We start from the raw sequence: 18,214 nt of genomic DNA on the forward strand, positions 1-18,214 counted from the left end.
CAGGGGGTTCTTCCGCACGTGCTCGTCGCTCTCACCGCGCATCAGCGCTCCACGCCGCTCGCTTCACTCGAGCGACTCTCCGTCATCGGAGACGAAGTCGGCACCCGGTTGACAGAGGCCCATGACGCCATCCAGGGTGCTGTCGTCCTGGCGACCTGCAACCGCTTCGAGGCGTACTTCGACCTGCGCGACGACGCCGACTTCCCCTCGACGATCCCGGCGATGGACGCCGCGATGGAAGAGATCGCGAAGCTGAGCGATCTGCCGTACCGAACCGTCCGCGAGACGGTCGACTTCGCCCACGGCAACAAGGTCGCTCATCACCTCTTCTCCGTGGCGTCCGGCCTCGACTCGGTCGCCGTCGGCGAGGACGAGATCGCCGGCCAAGTGCGTCGCGCGCTCGACGACGCGCGACGGGGCGGGCTGACCACCGCTCCCCTCGAGCACCTCTTCCAGCGGGCCACCGAGACCTCACGCGCCGTGAAGAACAGCACGCGCATCGGGGAGTCGGGCCGTTCGCTCGTGCGACTCGCCCTCGAGCTCGCGTCCTCGCGCGTGGCGGACTGGTCCGCGGCGCGCGTGCTGCTGGTGGGCACCGGCCGCTACGCCGCGGCATCCCTCGCCGCGCTGCGCGACAAGGGCGCCGTCGACGTCCGCGTGCACTCTCGCTCGGGCCGCAGCCGCTTCGCCCAGCGCGAGCACCTCGTCGCCGTCGACGCCGAGCACTACGCCGAAGAGGCGGCCGCTGCCGACGTCATCGTGACCTGCACGACGACCACCGACACCTATGCGCTCACCGCCGCCGAGCACGCCGCCCGCCGGGCCGGCGCCGATCGCACGCAGCTGATCATCGACCTCGGGCTGCCCCGCAATGTCGACCCCGCCCTCCGCGACGTCGCCGACATCGAGCTGCTCGATCTCGAGACCATCCGCATCCACGCCCCGATCGACGAGTTCGCCACGCTCGACGAGGCACGCGAGATCGTCGCCGGCGCTGCGGCCCGCCACGCGGCGGCGCGGCGCGTGCACGAGGTCGCGCCGTCGGTCGTGGCGATGCGCGGATACATCACGGGCATCCTCGACGACGAGCTCGAGCGTGCACGGCTGCGCGGCGAGTCCCCCCAGGTCGAGGCCGCACTGCGCCACTTCTCGGGTGTGCTGCTGCACCGTCTCATCGCCCAGGGTCACACCCTCGCGTCCTCCGGCTCGGGTGCGGCCTGGGCCGATGCGGTGGCGACCGTGTTCCCGGCTGCGGCCGAGGCGTCCACGACCACCGGCGCCGTTCCGACCGAGCGCGCCCCGGGTGGCGCGCAAGCCGGAGTCGGCCGGTCATGACGCGGCAGGTGACCCTGAAAGACATCGCGCTGCGCGCGGGTGTCTCCACGGCCGCCATCAGTCAGGCCCTCAACGATCGCGGGAGCCTGCGTCCCGAGACGCGCGAGCGCATCAAGGCGATCGCGGCCGAGCTCGGATACCAGCCCAACAAGTACGCCGCGGCGCTGCGGAGCGGCCGCACGATGTCGGTGGGCTTCGTCGTTCCCCAGGATGCCGAGCTCGACCTGTCCAAGCGCGGTGCACTGCATCGCAGCCGGCACATCGGCGCGCTCGTCAGCGCTGCAGCCGATCAGGGCTTCACGGTCACGATGCTGCCCGCCGCGCGGCCCGACCTGCTGCGCGGCGCGCAGATCGACGTCGTCTACTTCGCCGAGGTGGCCGCCGACGATCTGCTGCTGCGCGAGGCCATCGCCCGCGGCATCCCCGTCGCCACGAACGACCTCTACGTCGACACCGAGCTGTCGATCACCGTCCGCACCGGCTACGACGAAGCGGTGCGCGCCGCCCTCGCCCTGCTCGAGGCCGGCGGGGCGCGGCGTATCGGGTTCCTCGTCGACGATGCGGGCTCGCCCCGCGACGAGATCGGCGAGACCGCGTACCGCGCGTGGAGCACCGTGCGCGGTCGCGACCCGCTCGTGGCCTACCTCGATGCCGAGCACGGCGCGCTCCCCCGCCGGGTCGGCGAGCTGCGCGACGCGGGCGCCGACGCGATCTTCTCGTTCGCCGAGGAAGGCCCGGCCATCTACCTGCAGCTCGAGGAGATGGACTTCGTGATCCCGCGCGACATGCAGTTCGTCGCCCTCTGCACGAGCGACTGCGCCGTCAACACGCGGCTCGGTGTCACGCACGTCTGCGTGCACCCGGAGCTCGCTCCCGCCGCGATGTTCCAGGCCCTCAGCAGCATCCGCGACGCCGGGGCACCCGATGTCATCGATCTGCCCTGGGAGATCGTGCGCGGCTCGTCGACGCGCTGAGGCTTCAGAACTCGCCGTAGACCTCGAGCGTGTTCGCGGCGATCTGAGCCGACAGCTCGTCGACGTCGATTCCCAGCTCGGCCGCGATGAAGCGAAGCGTCACGGGGATCAGGTACGGCGCGTTGGGCCGCCCCCGGTGCGGGGTCGGCGTCAGGAAAGGTGCGTCGGTCTCGACCAGGATCCGCTCGCGCGGCGTGACCGCGAGGGCGTCGCGCAGGTTCTGCGCGTTCTTGAAGGTCACGTTCCCGGCGAAGCTCAGCCAGTAGCCGCGGTCGGCGGCGATCCGCGCCATGTCGGCGTCGCCCGAGAAGCAATGGAAGACGGTGCGCGCGGGAGCACCGACGCGCTCGAGGGTCTCGAGGACCGCATCGTGCGCGTCGCGGTCGTGGATCTGCATCGCGATGCCGTGCTTCTTCGCGAGCTCGATGTGCGCCTCGAAGCTCTCGAACTGGGCGGGCAGCCCGTCCTTCTCGGTGCGGAAGAAGTCGAGGCCCGTCTCGCCGATCGCCCGCACGCGGGGCTGCGCCGCCAGCTCGTCGATGACGGCGACGGCCTCGTCGAGGCGGCCGGCCTCGGCGTACAAGGGCGCCTCGTTCGGATGGATGGCGACGGCGGCGAGCACGCGCGGGTGGGATGCCGCCGCCCACGCCGACCACCGCGACGACTCGATGTCGCCGCCGGCTTGGACGACGCCGATCACCCCGACGGATGCAGCGAGCTCGAGCTGCTCGTCCAGCGAGCGGGGCTCGTCGCCATCCTCGATCTCGAGGTGCGTGTGGTTGTCGTACACCGGCACCGTCAGCGGTTCCGGCGCCTCCGGCCAGCGCACATCCCTCGCCGCCTGGGATCGCTGCCGCACATACTGAGACACGTCATCCGTCGACTCGCCACGAAGCGACGGTGTCGAGTCGGCCGGATCCGCGTTCTTCGGCGAGTCGACCATGCTCAGGCGGGCTGCTCGACTCGGGGGAACAGCGGGGCGAGGCCGTTGACCGTCGTTCCAGCGGGGAGCACACCCCAGCTGCCCGCCTCCCGCAGCGGCTGGTCCTCGAGCCGTGCGTCGATGCCGAGCGCCACCCAGAGCTTGCCGGTCGACTCGGGCATCACGGGAGACAGCAGCACCGCGAGGGCGCGCAGCCCCTCCGCGGCCGTGTACAGCACGGTGCCGAGTCGCGCACGCTGGGCGTCGTCCTTCGCGAGGGCCCACGGCTCGTTCTCGGTGATGTAGCCGTTGAGCGCATCGACGATCGCCCAGATGGCTCCGATCGCCTCATCGGGCCGGAACCGCTCCATGGCGGCATCCGCGGCATCGGCGGCCTCGGCCACGACGCGCTGGATCGCGAGGTCGCCCTCGGTGTACTCGGCCGGCGGCGGAACGATGCCCTCGAAGTAGCGCTCGATCATCGCGATCGTCCGCGACGCGAGGTTGCCGAACCCGTTGGCGAGCTCGGCCTGGTAGCGCGCGGAGAGGTCCTCCCACGAGAAGGACCCGTCCTGGCCGAACGCGATCGCGGAGAGGAAGTAGAAGCGGTAGGCGTCCGAGCCGAACACGTCGGTGATCTCGGTCGGGGCGATGCCGGTGAGCTTAGACTTCGACATCTTCTCGCCGCCGACGAGCAGCCAGCCGTGCGCGAAGACGCCGCGGGGCACGTCGAGTCCGGCCGCCATCAGCATGGCGGGCCAGATCACCGCGTGGAACCGCAGGATGTCCTTGCCGACGACGTGATACGCGGGCCAGCGGCGCGCGAACTCGTCGGGGTCGGTGCCGTACCCGATCGCGGTGGCGTAGTTGAGCAGCGCGTCGACCCACACGTAGATGACGTGCGACGGGTCCCAGGGAACCGTGATCCCCCAGTCGAACGCCGACCGCGAGATCGAGAGGTCCTTCAGCCCCGACTTCACGAACGAGACGACCTCGTTGCGCGCCGACTCGGGACGCACGAAGTCGGGGACGGTCTTGTACAGCTCGAGCAGGCGGTCCTGGAACTCGCTGAGCTTGAAGAAGTAGTTCTTCTCCTGCAGCAGCTCGAGCGGCTTCGAGTGGATCGCGCAGACCTTGAGTCCCTCGAAGGCGCCGGTGCCGTTCACGATCTCGGCCTCGGGCTTGAACTCCTCGCAGCCGACGCAGTACAGCGCCGCGTACTCGCCCGCGTAGATGTATCCGCGGTCGAACAGCGTCTGCACGAAGACTTTCACGCGCTCCTCGTGACGCTCCTGCGTCGTGCGGATGAAGTCGTCGTTCGCGACGTCGAGGGTGCGCAGCAGCGGGAACCACGACTCCTCGACGAGCTTGTCGACCCACTCCTGAGCGGTGACGTTGTTCGCCGCCGCGGCGCGGAGCATCTTCTGGCCGTGCTCGTCGGTCCCCGTCAGCATCCACGTGTCGTCGCCCGCCTGGCGGTGCCAGCGCGCGAGCGTGTCCACCGCCACCGTCGTGTAGCCGTGCCCGATGTGGGGCAGGTCGCTCGGGTAGTAGATCGGCGTGGTGATGTAGAAACTGCGGCCGTTGCTCACCCCGAGATTCTAGTTCGAGTGCGCGGACCGCCGGTGCCGTGTGTCGCGGCGACGGAGCGTCACGCGGTCTCGCGCACGATGAGGGATGTCGGGAGCACGAGCGGCTCCGGGTCGCCGCCGGCGATCACCTGCAGCACCATGTCGACCATGGCCGAGCTGATCTCGTTCCACGGCTGCCGCATCGTGGTCAGCGGCGGATCGTGCGTCGCCGCGAGGCCCGAGTCGTCGAAGCCGGCGACGGCGATGTCGTCGGGGACCCGTCGTCCGCTGCGGCGGATGGCGGCGATCGCGCCGACCGCCATGACATCGGATGCCGCGAAGACGGCGTCGATGTCGGGCGCGCGCTCGAGCAGTCGCGTCATCGCCGCCGAACCGGCGTCGCTCGAGTAGACGTCCTGCTCGACGAGCTCGGGGTCGAACAGGTCGCCCATCTCCTCGCGGAAGCCCTGCAGGCGGTACCGGCCGCCCGGGGTGTCGTCGGGGCCGGTGATCACGGCGATCCGGCGGTGGCCGCGCGAGAGCAGGTGGCGCGTCATGGTCCGCGCCGACTCCTGCTCGTCCACCGACACGGTGGGGACGTGGGCGCGGTCGCCGAGCGGCACGCCGGTGCAGACGGTGGGGACCCCCGCGGCGATGAGGGAGGCGAGCAGCGGGTTCGACTCGTGCGACGAGATGAGGAGCACGCCGTCGACGTGACCCGCGCGCACGTAGCGCTCGACGTTCGCCCGCTCCGCGGCGGTGTCGGCGATCATGAGCACGAGGGTCATCGAGCGCTGCGCGAGCGCCTCGGTGGCTCCGCGCAGGAGCAGCGCGAAGGTCGGGTCGGCGAAGAGCAGGTGCTGAGGCTCGGTGAGCAGGAAGGCCAGCGAGTTCGATCGCCCGGTCGCCAGACTGCGGGCGGCATGGTTGGCGGTGTAGCCGGTCTCGCGGATCGCCCGGTCGACGGCGTCGCGGGCCTCGGGCGAGACCCAGTGCCCGCCGTTGATCACGCGCGACACGGTGCCGTGCGAAACGCCGGCCGCTGCCGCGACGTCGCGGATGGTCGGTTTGCGCGACGCGCCGGTGGAGCCGTTCACGTCGGTGAGCCTACTCCGCACAGCACTGCCCGGTCGGCACGCGCCGCCAGGAGGAGCCGAGCGTGGCAGGCGACCTGGGACCGGTCACAGTTCGGTAACGACGCGTGTTCTGGGTGACGGGCTCGCTTACAGTTGTCGCACACCCTGTGACCGGTCACAGTACGACCGGCGCATTCGAGAGACACGAGGACGCGTTTCATGCCTGCGAGCGTTTGGCCGGCCATCGACGGGATCGCCTACGGCGGCGACTACAACCCGGAGCAGTGGCCCCGCGAGGTCTGGCGCGAGGACGTCCGCCTCATGCGCGAGGCCGGGGTGAACCTGGTCAGCGTCGGCATCTTCTCGTGGGCGCTCATCGAGACCAGCGCAGGCGTGTTCGACTTCGACTGGCTCGACGAGATCATCGGCCTGCTCCACGAGAACGGCATCGCCGTCGACCTCGGCACCCCCACGGCATCCCCGCCCGCCTGGTTCTTCGCCGAGCACCCCGATGCGCGTGCGGTCAACCGCGACGGCGTGGTGATGGGCTTCGGCTCGCGCGGCATGGCGTCGCACTCAGCACCCGCTTACCGTGAGGCCGCCATCCGCATCGCCTCGACGCTCGCCGAGCGGTACGCCGACCACCCGGCCGTCGTCATGTGGCACGTGCACAACGAGTACGGCGTTCCCGTCGGCGAGGACTACTCCCCCCACGCGCAGCGCGCCTGGCGCACCTGGCTGCAAGAGAAGTACGGCTCGCTCGACGCGCTCAACGCGGCGTGGGGCACCGCGTTCTGGGGCCAGCACTACGGCGTGTGGGAGCACGTGGGCGTCCCGGCCGCAGCGCCGTCGGTCGTGAACCCGGCGCAGCGGCTCGACTTCGCCCGGTTCACCGACGCCCAGCTGCGCGCGTGCTTCGTCGCCGAGCGCGACGCCATCCGGCGCTTCTCGTCTCTCCCGGTCACGACGAACTTCATGGCCAACCAGCACCACGGCTGCGACCTCTGGGCCTGGGCGCGCGAGGTCGACATCGTCTCGGACGACCACTACCTGTGGGCCGCCGACGTCGAGGGCGAGATCGGTCTGGCCATCGCCGCGGACCTCTCCCGCTCGGTCGGGGGCGGCAAACCCTGGATCCTCATGGAGCACTCGACCTCGGCGGTCAACTGGCAGCCGCGGAACATCGCCAAGCGCCCGGGCGAGATGGCGCGCAACTCGCTGTCGCACCTCGGACGCGGCGCAGACGGCATCCTCTTCTTCCAGTGGCGGGCCGGACGGTCGGGCGCCGAGAAGTTCCACTCGGCGATGCTCCCGCACGCCGGCACCGAGTCGCGGGTGTTCCGCGAGGTGGTCGATCTCGGCGCGAAGCTGAACCGGCTCGCCGAGGTGCGCGGCTCGCGCGTGCACGCCGACGTCGCGATCCTGTGGGACTTCGAGTCGTTCTGGGCGCAGGATCTGGAATGGCGCCCGTCGGAGGACGTGTCGCACGACGAGCGCATCCGCGCGTTCTACGAGCGTCTGTGGCGCGACAACATCACGGTCGACTTCGCCCTGCCGGGTCACGACCTGTCGGGCTACAAGCTCGTCATCGCGCCCGCGCAGTACCTTCTGCGCCAGGCCGACGCCGACAACCTCAACCGGTATGTCGAAGCCGGCGGCACGCTGGTCGTCTCGTTCTTCTCGGGCGTCGTCGACGAGAACGACGCCGTGCACCCGGGGGGCTTCGCCGCTCCGCTCGAGCCGGCGCTCGGCATCCGCGTCGAAGAGCACCTGCCGCTGCGCGCCGGAGTGAGCACGACGATCGATGTCGGCGGCGCGTCGCACACCGCCGACATCTGGCACGAGCACCTCGTCGTCTCCGAGGCGGAGGTCCGCGCGACCTATGTCGACGGACCGGGCACGGGGATGCCCGCTGTGACGCGCAAGCGGCACGGCGCCGGCACCGGCTGGTACGTGAGCACGCGACCGGATGCCGCGGGCCTCGCGGCCATCATGGCCGAGGTGTACGCCGACGCGGGCGTCGCCCCGCTCGACGCGCCGGCCGGCCTCGAGATCGTCCGCCGTACCGGCGACGCCGACGACTACGTCATCGCGATCAACCACGCGGCGACGGACGCTGAGCTCGCCCTGGAGGGCGTCGACCTGGTGACAGGTCGCGCCGCCCGGGGCACGCTGGAGGTGAGTGCGGGCGACGTCGCCGTCATCCGCACTCCGCGCACAGCACACGGGAGCGGCCGATGACCGCGCCCACGACCGAGAGACAGTCGACGTCTCGCGGCAGGCACTGAGAGAGAAAGCCGACGCCACCCGGCGGCGGCATCCACACCGGTCGTGACGGAGCGACCTCGCGAGAGGCCCTTCCGATCGACCACTTCGGAAGGAAGATCCATGCGCAAGATCGGGACCGGAATCGTCGCCATCGCGGCGACCACCGTCCTGCTCGCCGGTTGCTCCGGCGGCAGCACCCCCAGCGAGAGCGGCAACGCCGCCGAAGGCTCCGGCGGCTCGCTCGTCGTCTGGACCGACGCCAACCGCGCGCCGGCCATCGAGGCCGCGGCGAAGGCGTTCGAAGAGGAGACCGGCACCAAGATCGAGCTGGTCCAGAAGAACTTCGAGGACATCCGCAACGACTTCATCAACCAGGTGCCCACGGGCGAGGGCCCCGACATCACCGTGGGCGCCCACGACTTCCTCGGCTCCTTCGTCTCGGCCGGTGTCGTCGACACCATCGATCTCGGCGACAAGGCCGACCAGATCGAGAAGGTCGCGGTCGACGCATTCACCTACGACGGCCAGCTGTACGGCTTCCCGTACGCGCTCGAGACGATCGCGCTCGTGCAGAACACCGATCTCGTGGGCGAAGAGGCACCGTCATCGTTCGACGACATGATCGCCCGCGCCCAGGCTGCGGGCGCCGAGCGTCCGTTCGTCATCAACACGGCGGGCCAGAAGGGCGACGCCTACACGATGTACGGCTTCCAGACGTCGTTCGGCGCGCCCGTCTTCGTGCAGGACGCCTCGGGCTCCTACACGAACGAGGTCGGCATGGGCGGCGCGGGCGGCGAGGCATTCGCCACGTGGCTCGGCGCTCACGGCGAGGCCGGTTCGGGCGAGATCTCGACCACGATCGACTACGACACCAACAACGAGCTGTTCGCCGCCGGCACCGCCGCGTACACGGTGCAGGGCCCGTGGGCCATCGAGACGCTCACGGCCAACGGTGTGAACGTCAAGGTCAACCCGATCCCCTCGGCCGGCGGCGAGACCGCAGCGCCGTTCGTGGGCGTCCAGGGCTTCTACATCAGCTCGGAGAGCGCGAACAAACTGCTCGCCCAGGAGTTCCTGACCACCTACCTCGCGACCGACGACGCGCAGCGCGCCCTCTACGAGGCCGACCCGCGCCTGCCTGCGTGGAAGACCCTCGCCGCCGAGGTCTCGTCCGACCCCATCGTCGCCGGATTCCTCGCCTCCGCCGCGAACGGCGTGCCCCAGCCCTCGATCCCCGAGATGGGTTCGGTCTGGGACCTGTGGAACGCCGCACAGGTGCAGATCATCAAGGGCGGCGACCCCGTCAGCACCTGGAACACCATGGTGACCGACGTCCAGGCCGCGATCGGCTGATCCCCTCCGGGGGCGGAGCGCACAGCTCCGCCCCCGGACCCCTCTCGTGAAGGAGATGCACATGTCGGTCCCCCAGGGAACCGTGAGCGAGAGCGCACCGCCGCGCCGCTCCCCCGAACGGTCGCAGCAGTCCGAGCCGCACGGGCGGCGCTGGTCCGGCATCGGCTGGGGCTTCGTCGTGAAGCTCGTGCTGCTGGCGATCGTCAACGCCTTCGGCCTCATGGGCGTGTTCGCCGCCGTCCAAGCCGAGTCGTGGATCATCGCGACCGCTGCGGCCGTCCTGCTCATCGCCGCCGACATCGTCTATTTCACCAAGCGCGCCCTGCCGCTGAAGTACCTGCTGCCGGGACTGGCGTTCCTGCTGGTCTTCCAGGTCTTCATCTTCGGCTACACGGCGTACATCGCCTTCACGAACTACGGCGCCGGGCACGTCGGCTCGCAGGACCAGGCGGTGGCCGCGGCCCTCGCCCAGGGCGAGCGGCGCATCGACACCTCGCCGTCGTACCCGCTGGCGGTCGTCGAGCAGGGCGGCGAATACGGCTTCGCGATCGTCGACGACGGTGAGATCAAGGCCGGGGCCACCGATCGTCCGCTCGAAGTCGTCGGTGACGCATCCGGCTCGGGCGCTCCCACCGACGTTCCCGGCTGGAACGTGGTCCCCCGCGGCACGTTCCTCGGCGACCCCGCCCTCCAGGAGCAGATCGTCGAGCTGCGCGTCCCGGTCTCGGACGACCCGAACGACGGCTCGATCCGCACGCGCGACGGCTCGACGGGAGCCGTCTACCTCTCGACGCTGACGTGGGATGCCGACGCGCAGACCATCACCGACACGGCATCCGGCGTCGTCTACGCCGCGACCGACGACGGCCAGTTCGTCTCCGCCGACGGCGCGGCCCTCCCGACCGGGTGGGTCGTGAACGTCGGATTCGACAACTTCCTGCGGCTGGTCACCGACCCGGGCCTCCTCGAGCCGCTCGCGCTGGTGACGCTCTGGACGTTCGTGTGGGCCGCGCTCTCGGTCATCATCCCGTTCGCGATGGGGCTCGTCGTGGCGCTCATCTTCAACGACCCGCGGGTGAAGGGCCGGAAGATCCTACGGACGCTGTTCATCCTCCCGTACGCCTTCCCGGCGTTCATGTCGGCCCTGCTGTTCCGCGGCATGTTCAACGCCGAGTTCGGGGTCATCAACGAGTTCTTCTTCGGCGGCGCGAACATCGACTGGCTCGGTGACCCGTGGCTCGCCCGCATCGCCGTGCTGTTCGTGAACGTCTGGCTGACGTATCCGTACTACTTCCTGGTGTGCACGGGTGCCCTGCAGGCGTTGCCGTCCGACAGTCTCGAGGCCGCATCGATCGACGGCGCCGGCAGGTTCCGGCAGTTCCGGGCGATCGTCCTGCCGCTCGTGCTGGTGTCGACGGCTCCTCTGCTGATCTCGTCGTTCGCCTTCAGCTTCAACAACTTCACCGTCATCTACATGTTCAACAGCGGCGGGCCGGCGATCCCCGGCGCCCCCTACGCGCTCGGCTCCACCGACATCCTGATCTCCGCGATCTGGCGTATCTCGGGAGTCTCGGGCGGTGCTGCCGACTACGGCCTGGCCAGCGCCCTGTCGATCCTCGTGTTCATCGTGATCGGCGTGATCTCCGCCCTGGCGTTCCGCCAGACCCGCAAGCTGGAGGAGTACCAGTGATGTCTGCAACAACCACCGTCGCCACCCCGCCCAGCCGCGCCGGCGCTCGCCGTCGCCGGTGGGTGCTCGAGGTGGGCTGGAAGTACCTCGTCGCGCTCGTCATCCTCTTCTACGCGATGTTCCCGCTCCTCTACGTCGTTTCGGCGGCCCTGAACCCGCGGGGCAGTCTGGCCGCGAGCAATCAGCTGTTCGGCGTCTTCGACCTCGCGAACTTCGCTTCGCTCGGCAGCACGTCGTACTGGACCTGGTACGGCAACACGCTGATCGTGAGCGGCGCATCGGCCGTCGGGGCCGTGCTGATGGGAGCCGCGGCGGCGTACGCCTTCTCGCGGTTCCGCTTCCGCGGTCGCCGCGCGGGCCTGACGTCGCTGCTCATCATCCAGATGTTCCCGCAGGCGCTGGCGTTCGTCGCGATCTTCCTGATGCTCCTCGCCCTCGGCGAGGTGTTCCCCGCCCTCGGTCTGAACTCGAAGCTCGCGCTCATCTGCGTCTACCTCGGCGGCGCGCTGGGTGTGAACACGTTCCTCATGTACGGGTTCTTCAACACGATCCCGATGGAGCTCGACGAGTCGGCGAAGATCGACGGCGCGACACACGCTCAGGTGTTCTGGCGCATCATCATGCCGCTCGTGACGCCGATCCTCGCGGTCGTGGCGCTGCTGGCGTTCATCGCCTCGTTCGGCGACTACATCATCTCGAAGATCGTGCTGGTGTCGCAGGACAACTGGACCCTCGCCGTCGGGATGTTCCAGTGGGTCTCGAATCAGCTCGCGAGCAACTGGGGCCTCTTCGCGGCGGGTGCTGTGCTCGCGTCGATCCCCGTGCTGGCTCTGTTCCTCGGCCTCCAGCGGTACATCATCGGCGGGCTGACCGCGGGCTCCGTCAAGGGCTGACGCGAGAACGCACCCTCGCGCCGAGACCACACCGTCCCCGGTACACGTTCGCCGGGAACGTACCCTGTCGCGCGCCCGCGCGCACCGACCTCGAAGGAGAGGCCCATGCAACGAACCATCCCGCGGCTGGCTGCGGCCATCACGGCGGCGGCCCTGGCGGTCGGGGCGCTCGCGCTCCCGGCGGCGGCGGCGGCCGACGATCCGGCACCGGTCCCGAGCACGATCACCGTGCCACGGGTCGAGAATCTCCCGGCGGACTTCATCGGCGGCGTCGACGTGTCATCGGTGCTGTCGCTCGAAGAGTCGGACGTCGTGTTCCGCGACGCGGACGGCAATCCCGGCGATCTGTTCGTGATCCTCCGGGATGCCGGGGTGAGCGACATCCGCGTGCGCGTCTGGAACGACCCTTTCGATGCCGACGGCAACGGATACGGGGGTGGCGACGTCGATGTCACCCGGGCCGTCGAGATCGGCCGTCGGGCGACGGCGGCGGGTCTCGGAGTCCTGGTCGATTTCCACTACTCCGATTTCTGGGCCGATCCCGCCAAGCAGCAGGCGCCGAAGGCCTGGGCGGGGATGACCGTCGATGAGAAGGCCGCCGCAGCGGGAACCTTCACCCGCGACGCGCTCACGCGGTTCCGCGACGCCGGCGTCGACGTGACGATGGTGCAGGTCGGAAACGAGACCAACGGGGGCATCGCCGGAGTGACCGGGTGGGACGACATGGCGAGGATCTTCAGCGCCGGGTCGGCAGCCATCCGCGATGTCCTGCCCGCGGCCGGCGTCGTGCTGCACTTCACCAACCCGGAGCGCGAGGGCTTCTACGCGAACGTCGCGCACGAGCTGGACGCGCGGGATGTCGACTACGACGTGTTCGCGTCGTCGTACTACCCGTTCTGGCACGGCACGCCGGAGAACCTCACGGCGGTGCTGTCGCAGATCGCCACGACGTACGACAAGAAGGTCCTGGTGGCCGAGACCTCGTGGGCGTACACGCTCGACGACGGCGACGGGCACCCGAACGTCGTGAAGACGCCCGAGGACGCGACCCGCTACCCCGTGAGTGTGCAGGGCCAGGCCACCGCCGTCCGCGACGTCGTGCAAGCCGTGGCGGATGTGGGCGAGGCGGGCCTCGGCGTCTTCTACTGGGAGCCCGCGTGGCTGCCGGTCGGACCGCCGGAGCAGCTCGAGTCCAATCGCGTGCTCTGGGAGCGCGACGGATCCGGCTGGGCGTCGAGCTACGCCGGCGGCTACGAGCCCCATGACGCGGGACAGTGGTTCGGCGGATCGGCGTGGGACAACCAGGCGCTCTTCGACCACGACGGCAATCCGCTGGCCTCGCTGAACGTCTTCTCGTACGTGCGCACGGGCGCGGTCGCGCCGCGCAGCGTCACCGACGTGCAGCGCGTCGCGCTGACGGTGGAGGACGGCGACCCGATCGATCTGCCCGAGACCGTCACCGTGTCGTACACCGATGGCACGAGCGAAGCGCAGAGCGTCACCTGGACACCGGGGTCGGACACCGTCGACGGTGTCGGCGTGTACACGTTCTCGGGCACCACCTCAGCCGGCCTCGCCACGTCGGCGACCGTCACGGTGATCGGGCGCAATCTGCTCCGAAACGGCGGCTTCGAAGACCCCGATGTCTCGATGTGGCGCGCGGAGGGGCGCGGCCTCACCCTGCGGGCGACCGACGATCCCCGCTCGGGAACGCGCTCGGCGCACTTCTGGTCCGACGCCGCATACCAGTTCTCACTCGAGCAGGACGTCGTCGTGGCGCAGGCGGGCTGGTACACCGCGTCCGCCGCAGCCCAGGGCGGGGCTGCCGGCACCGACGGACGCCTTCGGCTGAGCCTGTCCAACGAAGCGGCTGCTGCCCGCGCGCTGCCGGCGGAGACCGGCTTCGCCCTCGGCGGCTGGCGCGTGTGGTCGACCCCCGTCACGGACGGTGTGTTCGCGTCCGCCGGCGACACGCTCACCGTGCGGATCGCGGGCGAGCTGCCCGCCGGCGCCTGGGGAACGATCGACGACGTCGCTCTGGTCCGCGCCGCGCCTGCCGCGGACTTCTCGGCGCTGACGGCCGCTGTGGTCCGAGCCGAAGCGATCGACCGGACGTCCTACACCGCGGCATCCCTGGCCTCGCTCGATGATGCGCTCGCCTCAGCCCGCTCGGTCCTGTCCGCTCCGGCGACGCCTCAGGCGGAGGTGGATGCCGCGACCTCGGCCCTCACCACCGCCGTCGATGCGCTCGTCGCCCGAGCGCCCGCCCCCGCCGCATCCGAACCCGCACCCGCACCCGGGCAGCCCGGCACGGACCCCGGTGCCACCACGACCACAGCGACCGGCTCGCTGGCCGCTTCCGGCAGCACCCTCCCCCTCGCCGCGCTGGCCGTCGCCGCGCTGCTGGTCCTCGCCGGGCTCCCCCTCGTCGCGCGACGCGGCTGACCCCCGAGAACGCACCGTCCCCGCGAAAACGTGCCCAAGACGGTGCGTTCTCGCGGGGATGGTGCGTTCTCGTGTCAGGGGCGGGCCGCGTCAGGGGCGGGCGCGAGCAGCCAGGGCGGCCTGATAGAGATCGCGTGACGACAGGCCGGTGGCGGCGGCGACCTCGGCGGCGGCGTCCTTGAGACGGATGCCGTCGGCCACGAGCCGCTGCACCTGCGCGAGCGCATCGGCGGGGTCGGTCTCGCGCGCACCGGCGCCGTCGACCACGATGACGATCTCGCCGCGGATGCCCTCGGCGGCCCACGCGGCGAGTTCGTCGAGCGTCCCCCGGGCCACCTCCTCGTGCAGCTTCGTCAGCTCGCGGCAGACGGCCGCACGCCGATCGCCTCCGAAGGCGTCGGCCATGGCCCGGAGCACCTCCGCGATCCGGGAGGGCGCCTCGAAGAACACGAGCGTGCGCTGCTCGCCCGCCAGCCGGTCGAACAGTCGGCGTCGCTCGCCCGGTTTGCGCGGCGGGAAGCCCTCGAACGCGAACCGGTCGGTGGGAAGCCCCGACACGGCGAGCGCCGCGAGCACCGCGCTCGGCCCGGGCAGGACGGTCACGCGGACCCCCGCCGCGGCGGCCGCGGCGACGAGCCCGAACCCCGGGTCGCTGACGGTGGGCATCCCGGCGTCGCTGAGGACGAGGACGTCCTCGGTCCGCGCACGCTCGACGAGTTCCTCGGCCCGCTGCTTCTCGTTGTGATCGTGAAGAGCGACCAGACGGGGACGATTCGTCACCCCGAGGGCCTGGAGCAGGCGCTGGGTCGTGCGCGTGTCCTCGGCCGCGATCGTCGTCGCCTCCTCGAGCGCGGTCACGAGCCGCGTCGTGGCGTCGCCGAGGTTGCCGATGGGCGTCGCGGCGAGGATGATCACCGCCCCAGCATAGGCTGGCGGCGTGACGACGACCGCTGAGCCGCTGCTCCCCGAGACACGTCGAACGAGCCTTCTCGACCGGTGGCACGCCCGATTCGGCGGCGACCCGGCCTTCGCCCGGCGGGTAGCGTGGATCGCCCCGCTCGTGATCACTCTGATCGCGGCTGTCCTGCGGATGTGGAACCTCGCCCACCCCCACGCCGTGGTCTTCGACGAGACCTATTACGTCAAGGACGCCTGGAGCCAGTGGGTGCTCGGGTACGCCGCGACCTGGCCCGACGGCGCCGACGAGCGTTTTCTCGCGGGCGAGACCGACATCTTCACCACGACGGGCAGCTTCGTCGTGCATCCCCCGCTCGGCAAGTACCTCATCGGGCTGCCGATGGCCGTGTTCGGAGCCGACTCGACCTTCGCCTGGCGCCTGGGCACTGCCCTCGCCGGCACGGCGTGCGTGCTCGTGCTGTACCTTCTGGCGCGCAGTCTCACCGGCTCGGTCGTCTTCGCGTCGCTGGCATCCGGTCTGCTCGCGATCGACGGCCTCGGGATCGTGATGAGCCGGGTCGCGCTGCTCGACATCTTCCTGACGATGTTCACGCTGCTGGCGTTCTGGTTCGTCGTCCTCGATCGCAACCGCACGCGCGTCATGCTCGCCGAGCGCATCGCGGCGCGGTGGGACGACATCGGCGCTCCGGCCTGGGGCCCGGTGCTGTGGAACCGGCCCTGGGTGATCGCCGCGGGGGCCGCGGCGGGCGCGGCGACCGCCGTGAAATGGTCGGGCGTCTGGGTGCTGGCGGCGATCGGCATCTATCTCGTCGTCAGCGACGCGCTGGCGCGCCGCAGCGCCGGCATCCTGTACTGGCCCGCCGACGCGACGGTTCGCCAGGGGGCGGTCTCGTTCGTGCTCCTGGTTCCGGTGGCGTTCGTGGTGTATCTGGCGTCGTGGACCGGATGGTTCGTCACCGACGGCGGTTACGACCGGCACGCGGCGGATGCGAACCCGGCGACGGGCTTGTGGTCATGGGTGCCCCTGCCGCTGCAGAGCCTGTGGCGCTATCACGAGTCGATGTACGGCTCGACGGCCGGGATGTCGACACCGCACGCCTATGCGAGTCCGGCCGCGCAGTGGCCGCTCCTGCTGCGCCCGACCTCGATGTACGCGGGCAGCACGCCCGGCGGCACCGGATCGTGCACCGATCCGAACGGATGCTGGGAGATCCTCTACAGCATGCCGAACCCGATCGTCTGGTGGGCCGGCGTCGCGAGCGTGCTGTACCTCGTCTACCTGTTCTTCCGCACCCGCGACGGCGCCTACGGCATCGTCCTGACCGGCGTCCTCGCGACCTACGCGCCGTGGCTGCTCTTCCCCGAGCGCACGATCTTCCAGTTCTATACCGTCCTGATCCAGCCGTTCCTGCTGCTCGCGCTGGTGTTCGTCATCCGCTCCGCGGTCAGGTCCGCGCGTCGCGACCGCGGCAGCACACGGGGCGTCGAACGGGTCGTGCTGGTCTTCCTGGGTGTCGTGCTGATCCTCGCCGCGTTCTGGTTCCCGCTGTGGTCGGCGATCTCGGTCCCCTACGAGGTCTATCGTCTGCACAACTGGCTTCCCGGCTGGGTCTGACGCCCGCGGTGGCGGCCCCGTAGGCTAGGCGCGTGTTCCGCTACCCGACGCCCGACGACGCCCGCGGCTCGGGGTTCGCGATGGTCACCGATCGGTTCGCGCTGCTTCTCGGCCCGAGCGCCGGCGAAGCGCTGGCCGGGGCCGTGTGGGAGGCGATGACGGCGCGGGATGCCGCGTTCGAGGATGTCCTCTCGGTCATCGCGACCGTCGGCATCGGTGCTCTGCCCGATTTCGCCCTGGTCGAGCTCGTCGATGCGGGCTCCAGCGCCGTCTCCGTCGCCGTCCGCGGCGCGGCGACGATCGATCTGCACGGTCCTCAGCGCAGCAGCTACGCCGGTACGGGGGTCGGCACGTGGGTCGAGGGCTCGGCCCAGCACGTCGCGGGCATCTCCCTCGGGATCGGCGCCGCGACCGGACCCTCGCTCCTCCCCATCGGTCGGGGCGTCGTGCGCACCGACGCCCTGGAATGGGGTTCGACCGCGCCTGTCGCCTCGCCCGCTGTCGCTGCAACCGTCGTCGCGGCTGCACCTCCCGTCGCGGCGCTCGAAGACCTCGACCCGCTCGAGACCGTCGCGGTCGATCGTCGAACGCTGACCGAGTCCTTCGGCCCCCGGCGCCGCACCCAACCCGGCCCCGAGCCCGAGCTGGCATCCGACCCCGAGCGGGCGCCCGAGCCCGAGCCGCGGCCCGAGATCGATGACAGCACCGTTCTCGGCTCGCGCCGCACACCCGCCGCACCCGTCGGTGCGCAACCGCGCCGGTACGTCCTGCGCCTCGAGCCGGGCGGGACCTACCCTCTCGACCACCCCATCGTGCTCGGGCGGGCGCCGCGCGCAGCGCAGCATCCGGGCGCCCGCATCGTCTCGGTGCCCTCGCCCCGCAAGGAGGTCTCGGGCACGCACGTCGAGGTCAGCCTCGTCGCCGACATGCTCGTCGTGCGCGACCTGGAGTCGACCAACGGCACGATCGTGCGCGACGCGTCGGGCGACGCCGAGCTGCTGCGGAGCGGGGCGACCGCTCGGGTCGCGCCGGGTGCTGTGCTCGATCTCGGCGACGGTGTGCTCGCATCTTTCGAGCCGCTCTCGTGACGTCCGGTCAAGCGATTTCCCGGCCTGTGGTCGGTGTGTTAGAAAAATCTCACCGGATTCGGATTC

The 18,214-nt window shown here is 70.6% G+C and carries 13 protein-coding genes; 9 read left to right on the plus strand and 4 right to left on the minus strand.

All coding sequences use genetic code 11. From position 1 onward, the window contains the following. The first annotated feature begins 18 nt into the window (after positions 1 to 18). Both C1N74_RS09545 and C1N74_RS09550 read left to right on the plus strand, forming a co-directional pair. Complete coding sequence (locus C1N74_RS09545) at positions 19 to 1,335, plus strand: glutamyl-tRNA reductase (RefSeq protein WP_023950285.1); 1,317 nt, start codon at positions 19 to 21, stop codon at positions 1,333 to 1,335. Next, complete coding sequence (locus C1N74_RS09550; protein WP_023950283.1) at positions 1,332 to 2,309, plus strand: LacI family DNA-binding transcriptional regulator; 978 nt, start codon at positions 1,332 to 1,334, stop codon at positions 2,307 to 2,309. The genes C1N74_RS09545 and C1N74_RS09550 overlap by 4 nt, the downstream gene beginning before the upstream one ends. 4 nt (positions 2,310 to 2,313) lie before the next feature. Here C1N74_RS09550 and C1N74_RS09555 read toward each other — a convergent pair whose 3' ends face one another. From C1N74_RS09555 to C1N74_RS09565, 3 genes are read right to left on the minus strand one after another with little or no spacing between them, the layout of a single operon-like run. After that, positions 2,314 to 3,252, minus strand: a complete 939-nt coding sequence (locus C1N74_RS09555) for a TatD family hydrolase (RefSeq protein WP_023950281.1) — start codon at positions 3,250 to 3,252, stop codon at positions 2,314 to 2,316. Positions 3,253 to 3,254: 2 nt separating this feature from the next. Next, positions 3,255 to 4,823 carry a methionine--tRNA ligase gene (metG, locus tag C1N74_RS09560; protein WP_137750414.1) on the minus strand — a complete coding sequence of 523 codons (1,569 nt, stop codon included), beginning with the start codon at positions 4,821 to 4,823 and terminating at the stop codon, positions 3,255 to 3,257. Between the two features lie 59 nt (positions 4,824 to 4,882). Further along, positions 4,883 to 5,899 carry a LacI family DNA-binding transcriptional regulator gene (locus C1N74_RS09565; RefSeq protein WP_036304553.1) on the minus strand — a complete coding sequence of 339 codons (1,017 nt, stop codon included), beginning with the start codon at positions 5,897 to 5,899 and terminating at the stop codon, positions 4,883 to 4,885. 198 nt (positions 5,900 to 6,097) lie between these two features. Here C1N74_RS09565 and C1N74_RS09570 point away from each other — a divergent pair, with 198 nt between their 5' ends. From C1N74_RS09570 to C1N74_RS09590, 5 genes are all read left to right on the plus strand, one after another. Next, complete coding sequence (locus C1N74_RS09570) at positions 6,098 to 8,119, plus strand: beta-galactosidase (protein WP_137750415.1); 2,022 nt, start codon at positions 6,098 to 6,100, stop codon at positions 8,117 to 8,119. A 147-nt stretch (positions 8,120 to 8,266) separates the two neighbouring features. Continuing rightward, on the plus strand, positions 8,267 to 9,499 hold the full coding sequence (locus C1N74_RS09575; RefSeq protein WP_023950275.1) for an extracellular solute-binding protein: 1,233 nt from the start codon (positions 8,267 to 8,269) through the stop codon (positions 9,497 to 9,499). A 61-nt stretch (positions 9,500 to 9,560) separates the two neighbouring features. Beyond that, positions 9,561 to 11,189 (plus strand): ABC transporter permease subunit, encoded by a 1,629-nt coding sequence (locus C1N74_RS09580; RefSeq protein WP_088380036.1) that lies wholly within the window; start codon positions 9,561 to 9,563, stop codon positions 11,187 to 11,189. Further along, positions 11,189 to 12,082, plus strand: coding sequence for a sugar ABC transporter permease (locus C1N74_RS09585; protein WP_023950273.1), 894 nt, complete (start codon positions 11,189 to 11,191; stop codon positions 12,080 to 12,082). The genes C1N74_RS09580 and C1N74_RS09585 overlap by 1 nt, the downstream gene beginning before the upstream one ends. 105 nt (positions 12,083 to 12,187) lie before the next feature. Further along, positions 12,188 to 14,527 (plus strand): glycosyl hydrolase 53 family protein, encoded by a 2,340-nt coding sequence (locus C1N74_RS09590; RefSeq protein WP_137750416.1) that lies wholly within the window; start codon positions 12,188 to 12,190, stop codon positions 14,525 to 14,527. 90 nt (positions 14,528 to 14,617) lie between these two features. On the opposite strand, the gene rsmI is transcribed toward C1N74_RS09590, so the two are convergent. Beyond that, complete coding sequence (gene rsmI, locus C1N74_RS09595) at positions 14,618 to 15,442, minus strand: 16S rRNA (cytidine(1402)-2'-O)-methyltransferase (protein WP_137750417.1); 825 nt, start codon at positions 15,440 to 15,442, stop codon at positions 14,618 to 14,620. A 22-nt stretch (positions 15,443 to 15,464) separates the two neighbouring features. Between rsmI and C1N74_RS09600 the strand changes: the two genes are divergently transcribed. After that, complete coding sequence (locus C1N74_RS09600; protein WP_258317906.1) at positions 15,465 to 17,060, plus strand: dolichyl-phosphate-mannose--protein mannosyltransferase; 1,596 nt, start codon at positions 15,465 to 15,467, stop codon at positions 17,058 to 17,060. A 32-nt stretch (positions 17,061 to 17,092) separates the two neighbouring features. Then, on the plus strand, positions 17,093 to 18,148 hold the full coding sequence (locus tag C1N74_RS09605) for an FHA domain-containing protein (RefSeq protein WP_137750418.1): 1,056 nt from the start codon (positions 17,093 to 17,095) through the stop codon (positions 18,146 to 18,148). Positions 18,149 to 18,214: the final 66 nt, after the last annotated feature.

This window comes from Microbacterium sp. SGAir0570 (assembly GCF_005491085.2).
GTDB classification, from domain to species: Bacteria; Actinomycetota; Actinomycetes; order Actinomycetales; family Microbacteriaceae; genus Microbacterium; species Microbacterium arborescens.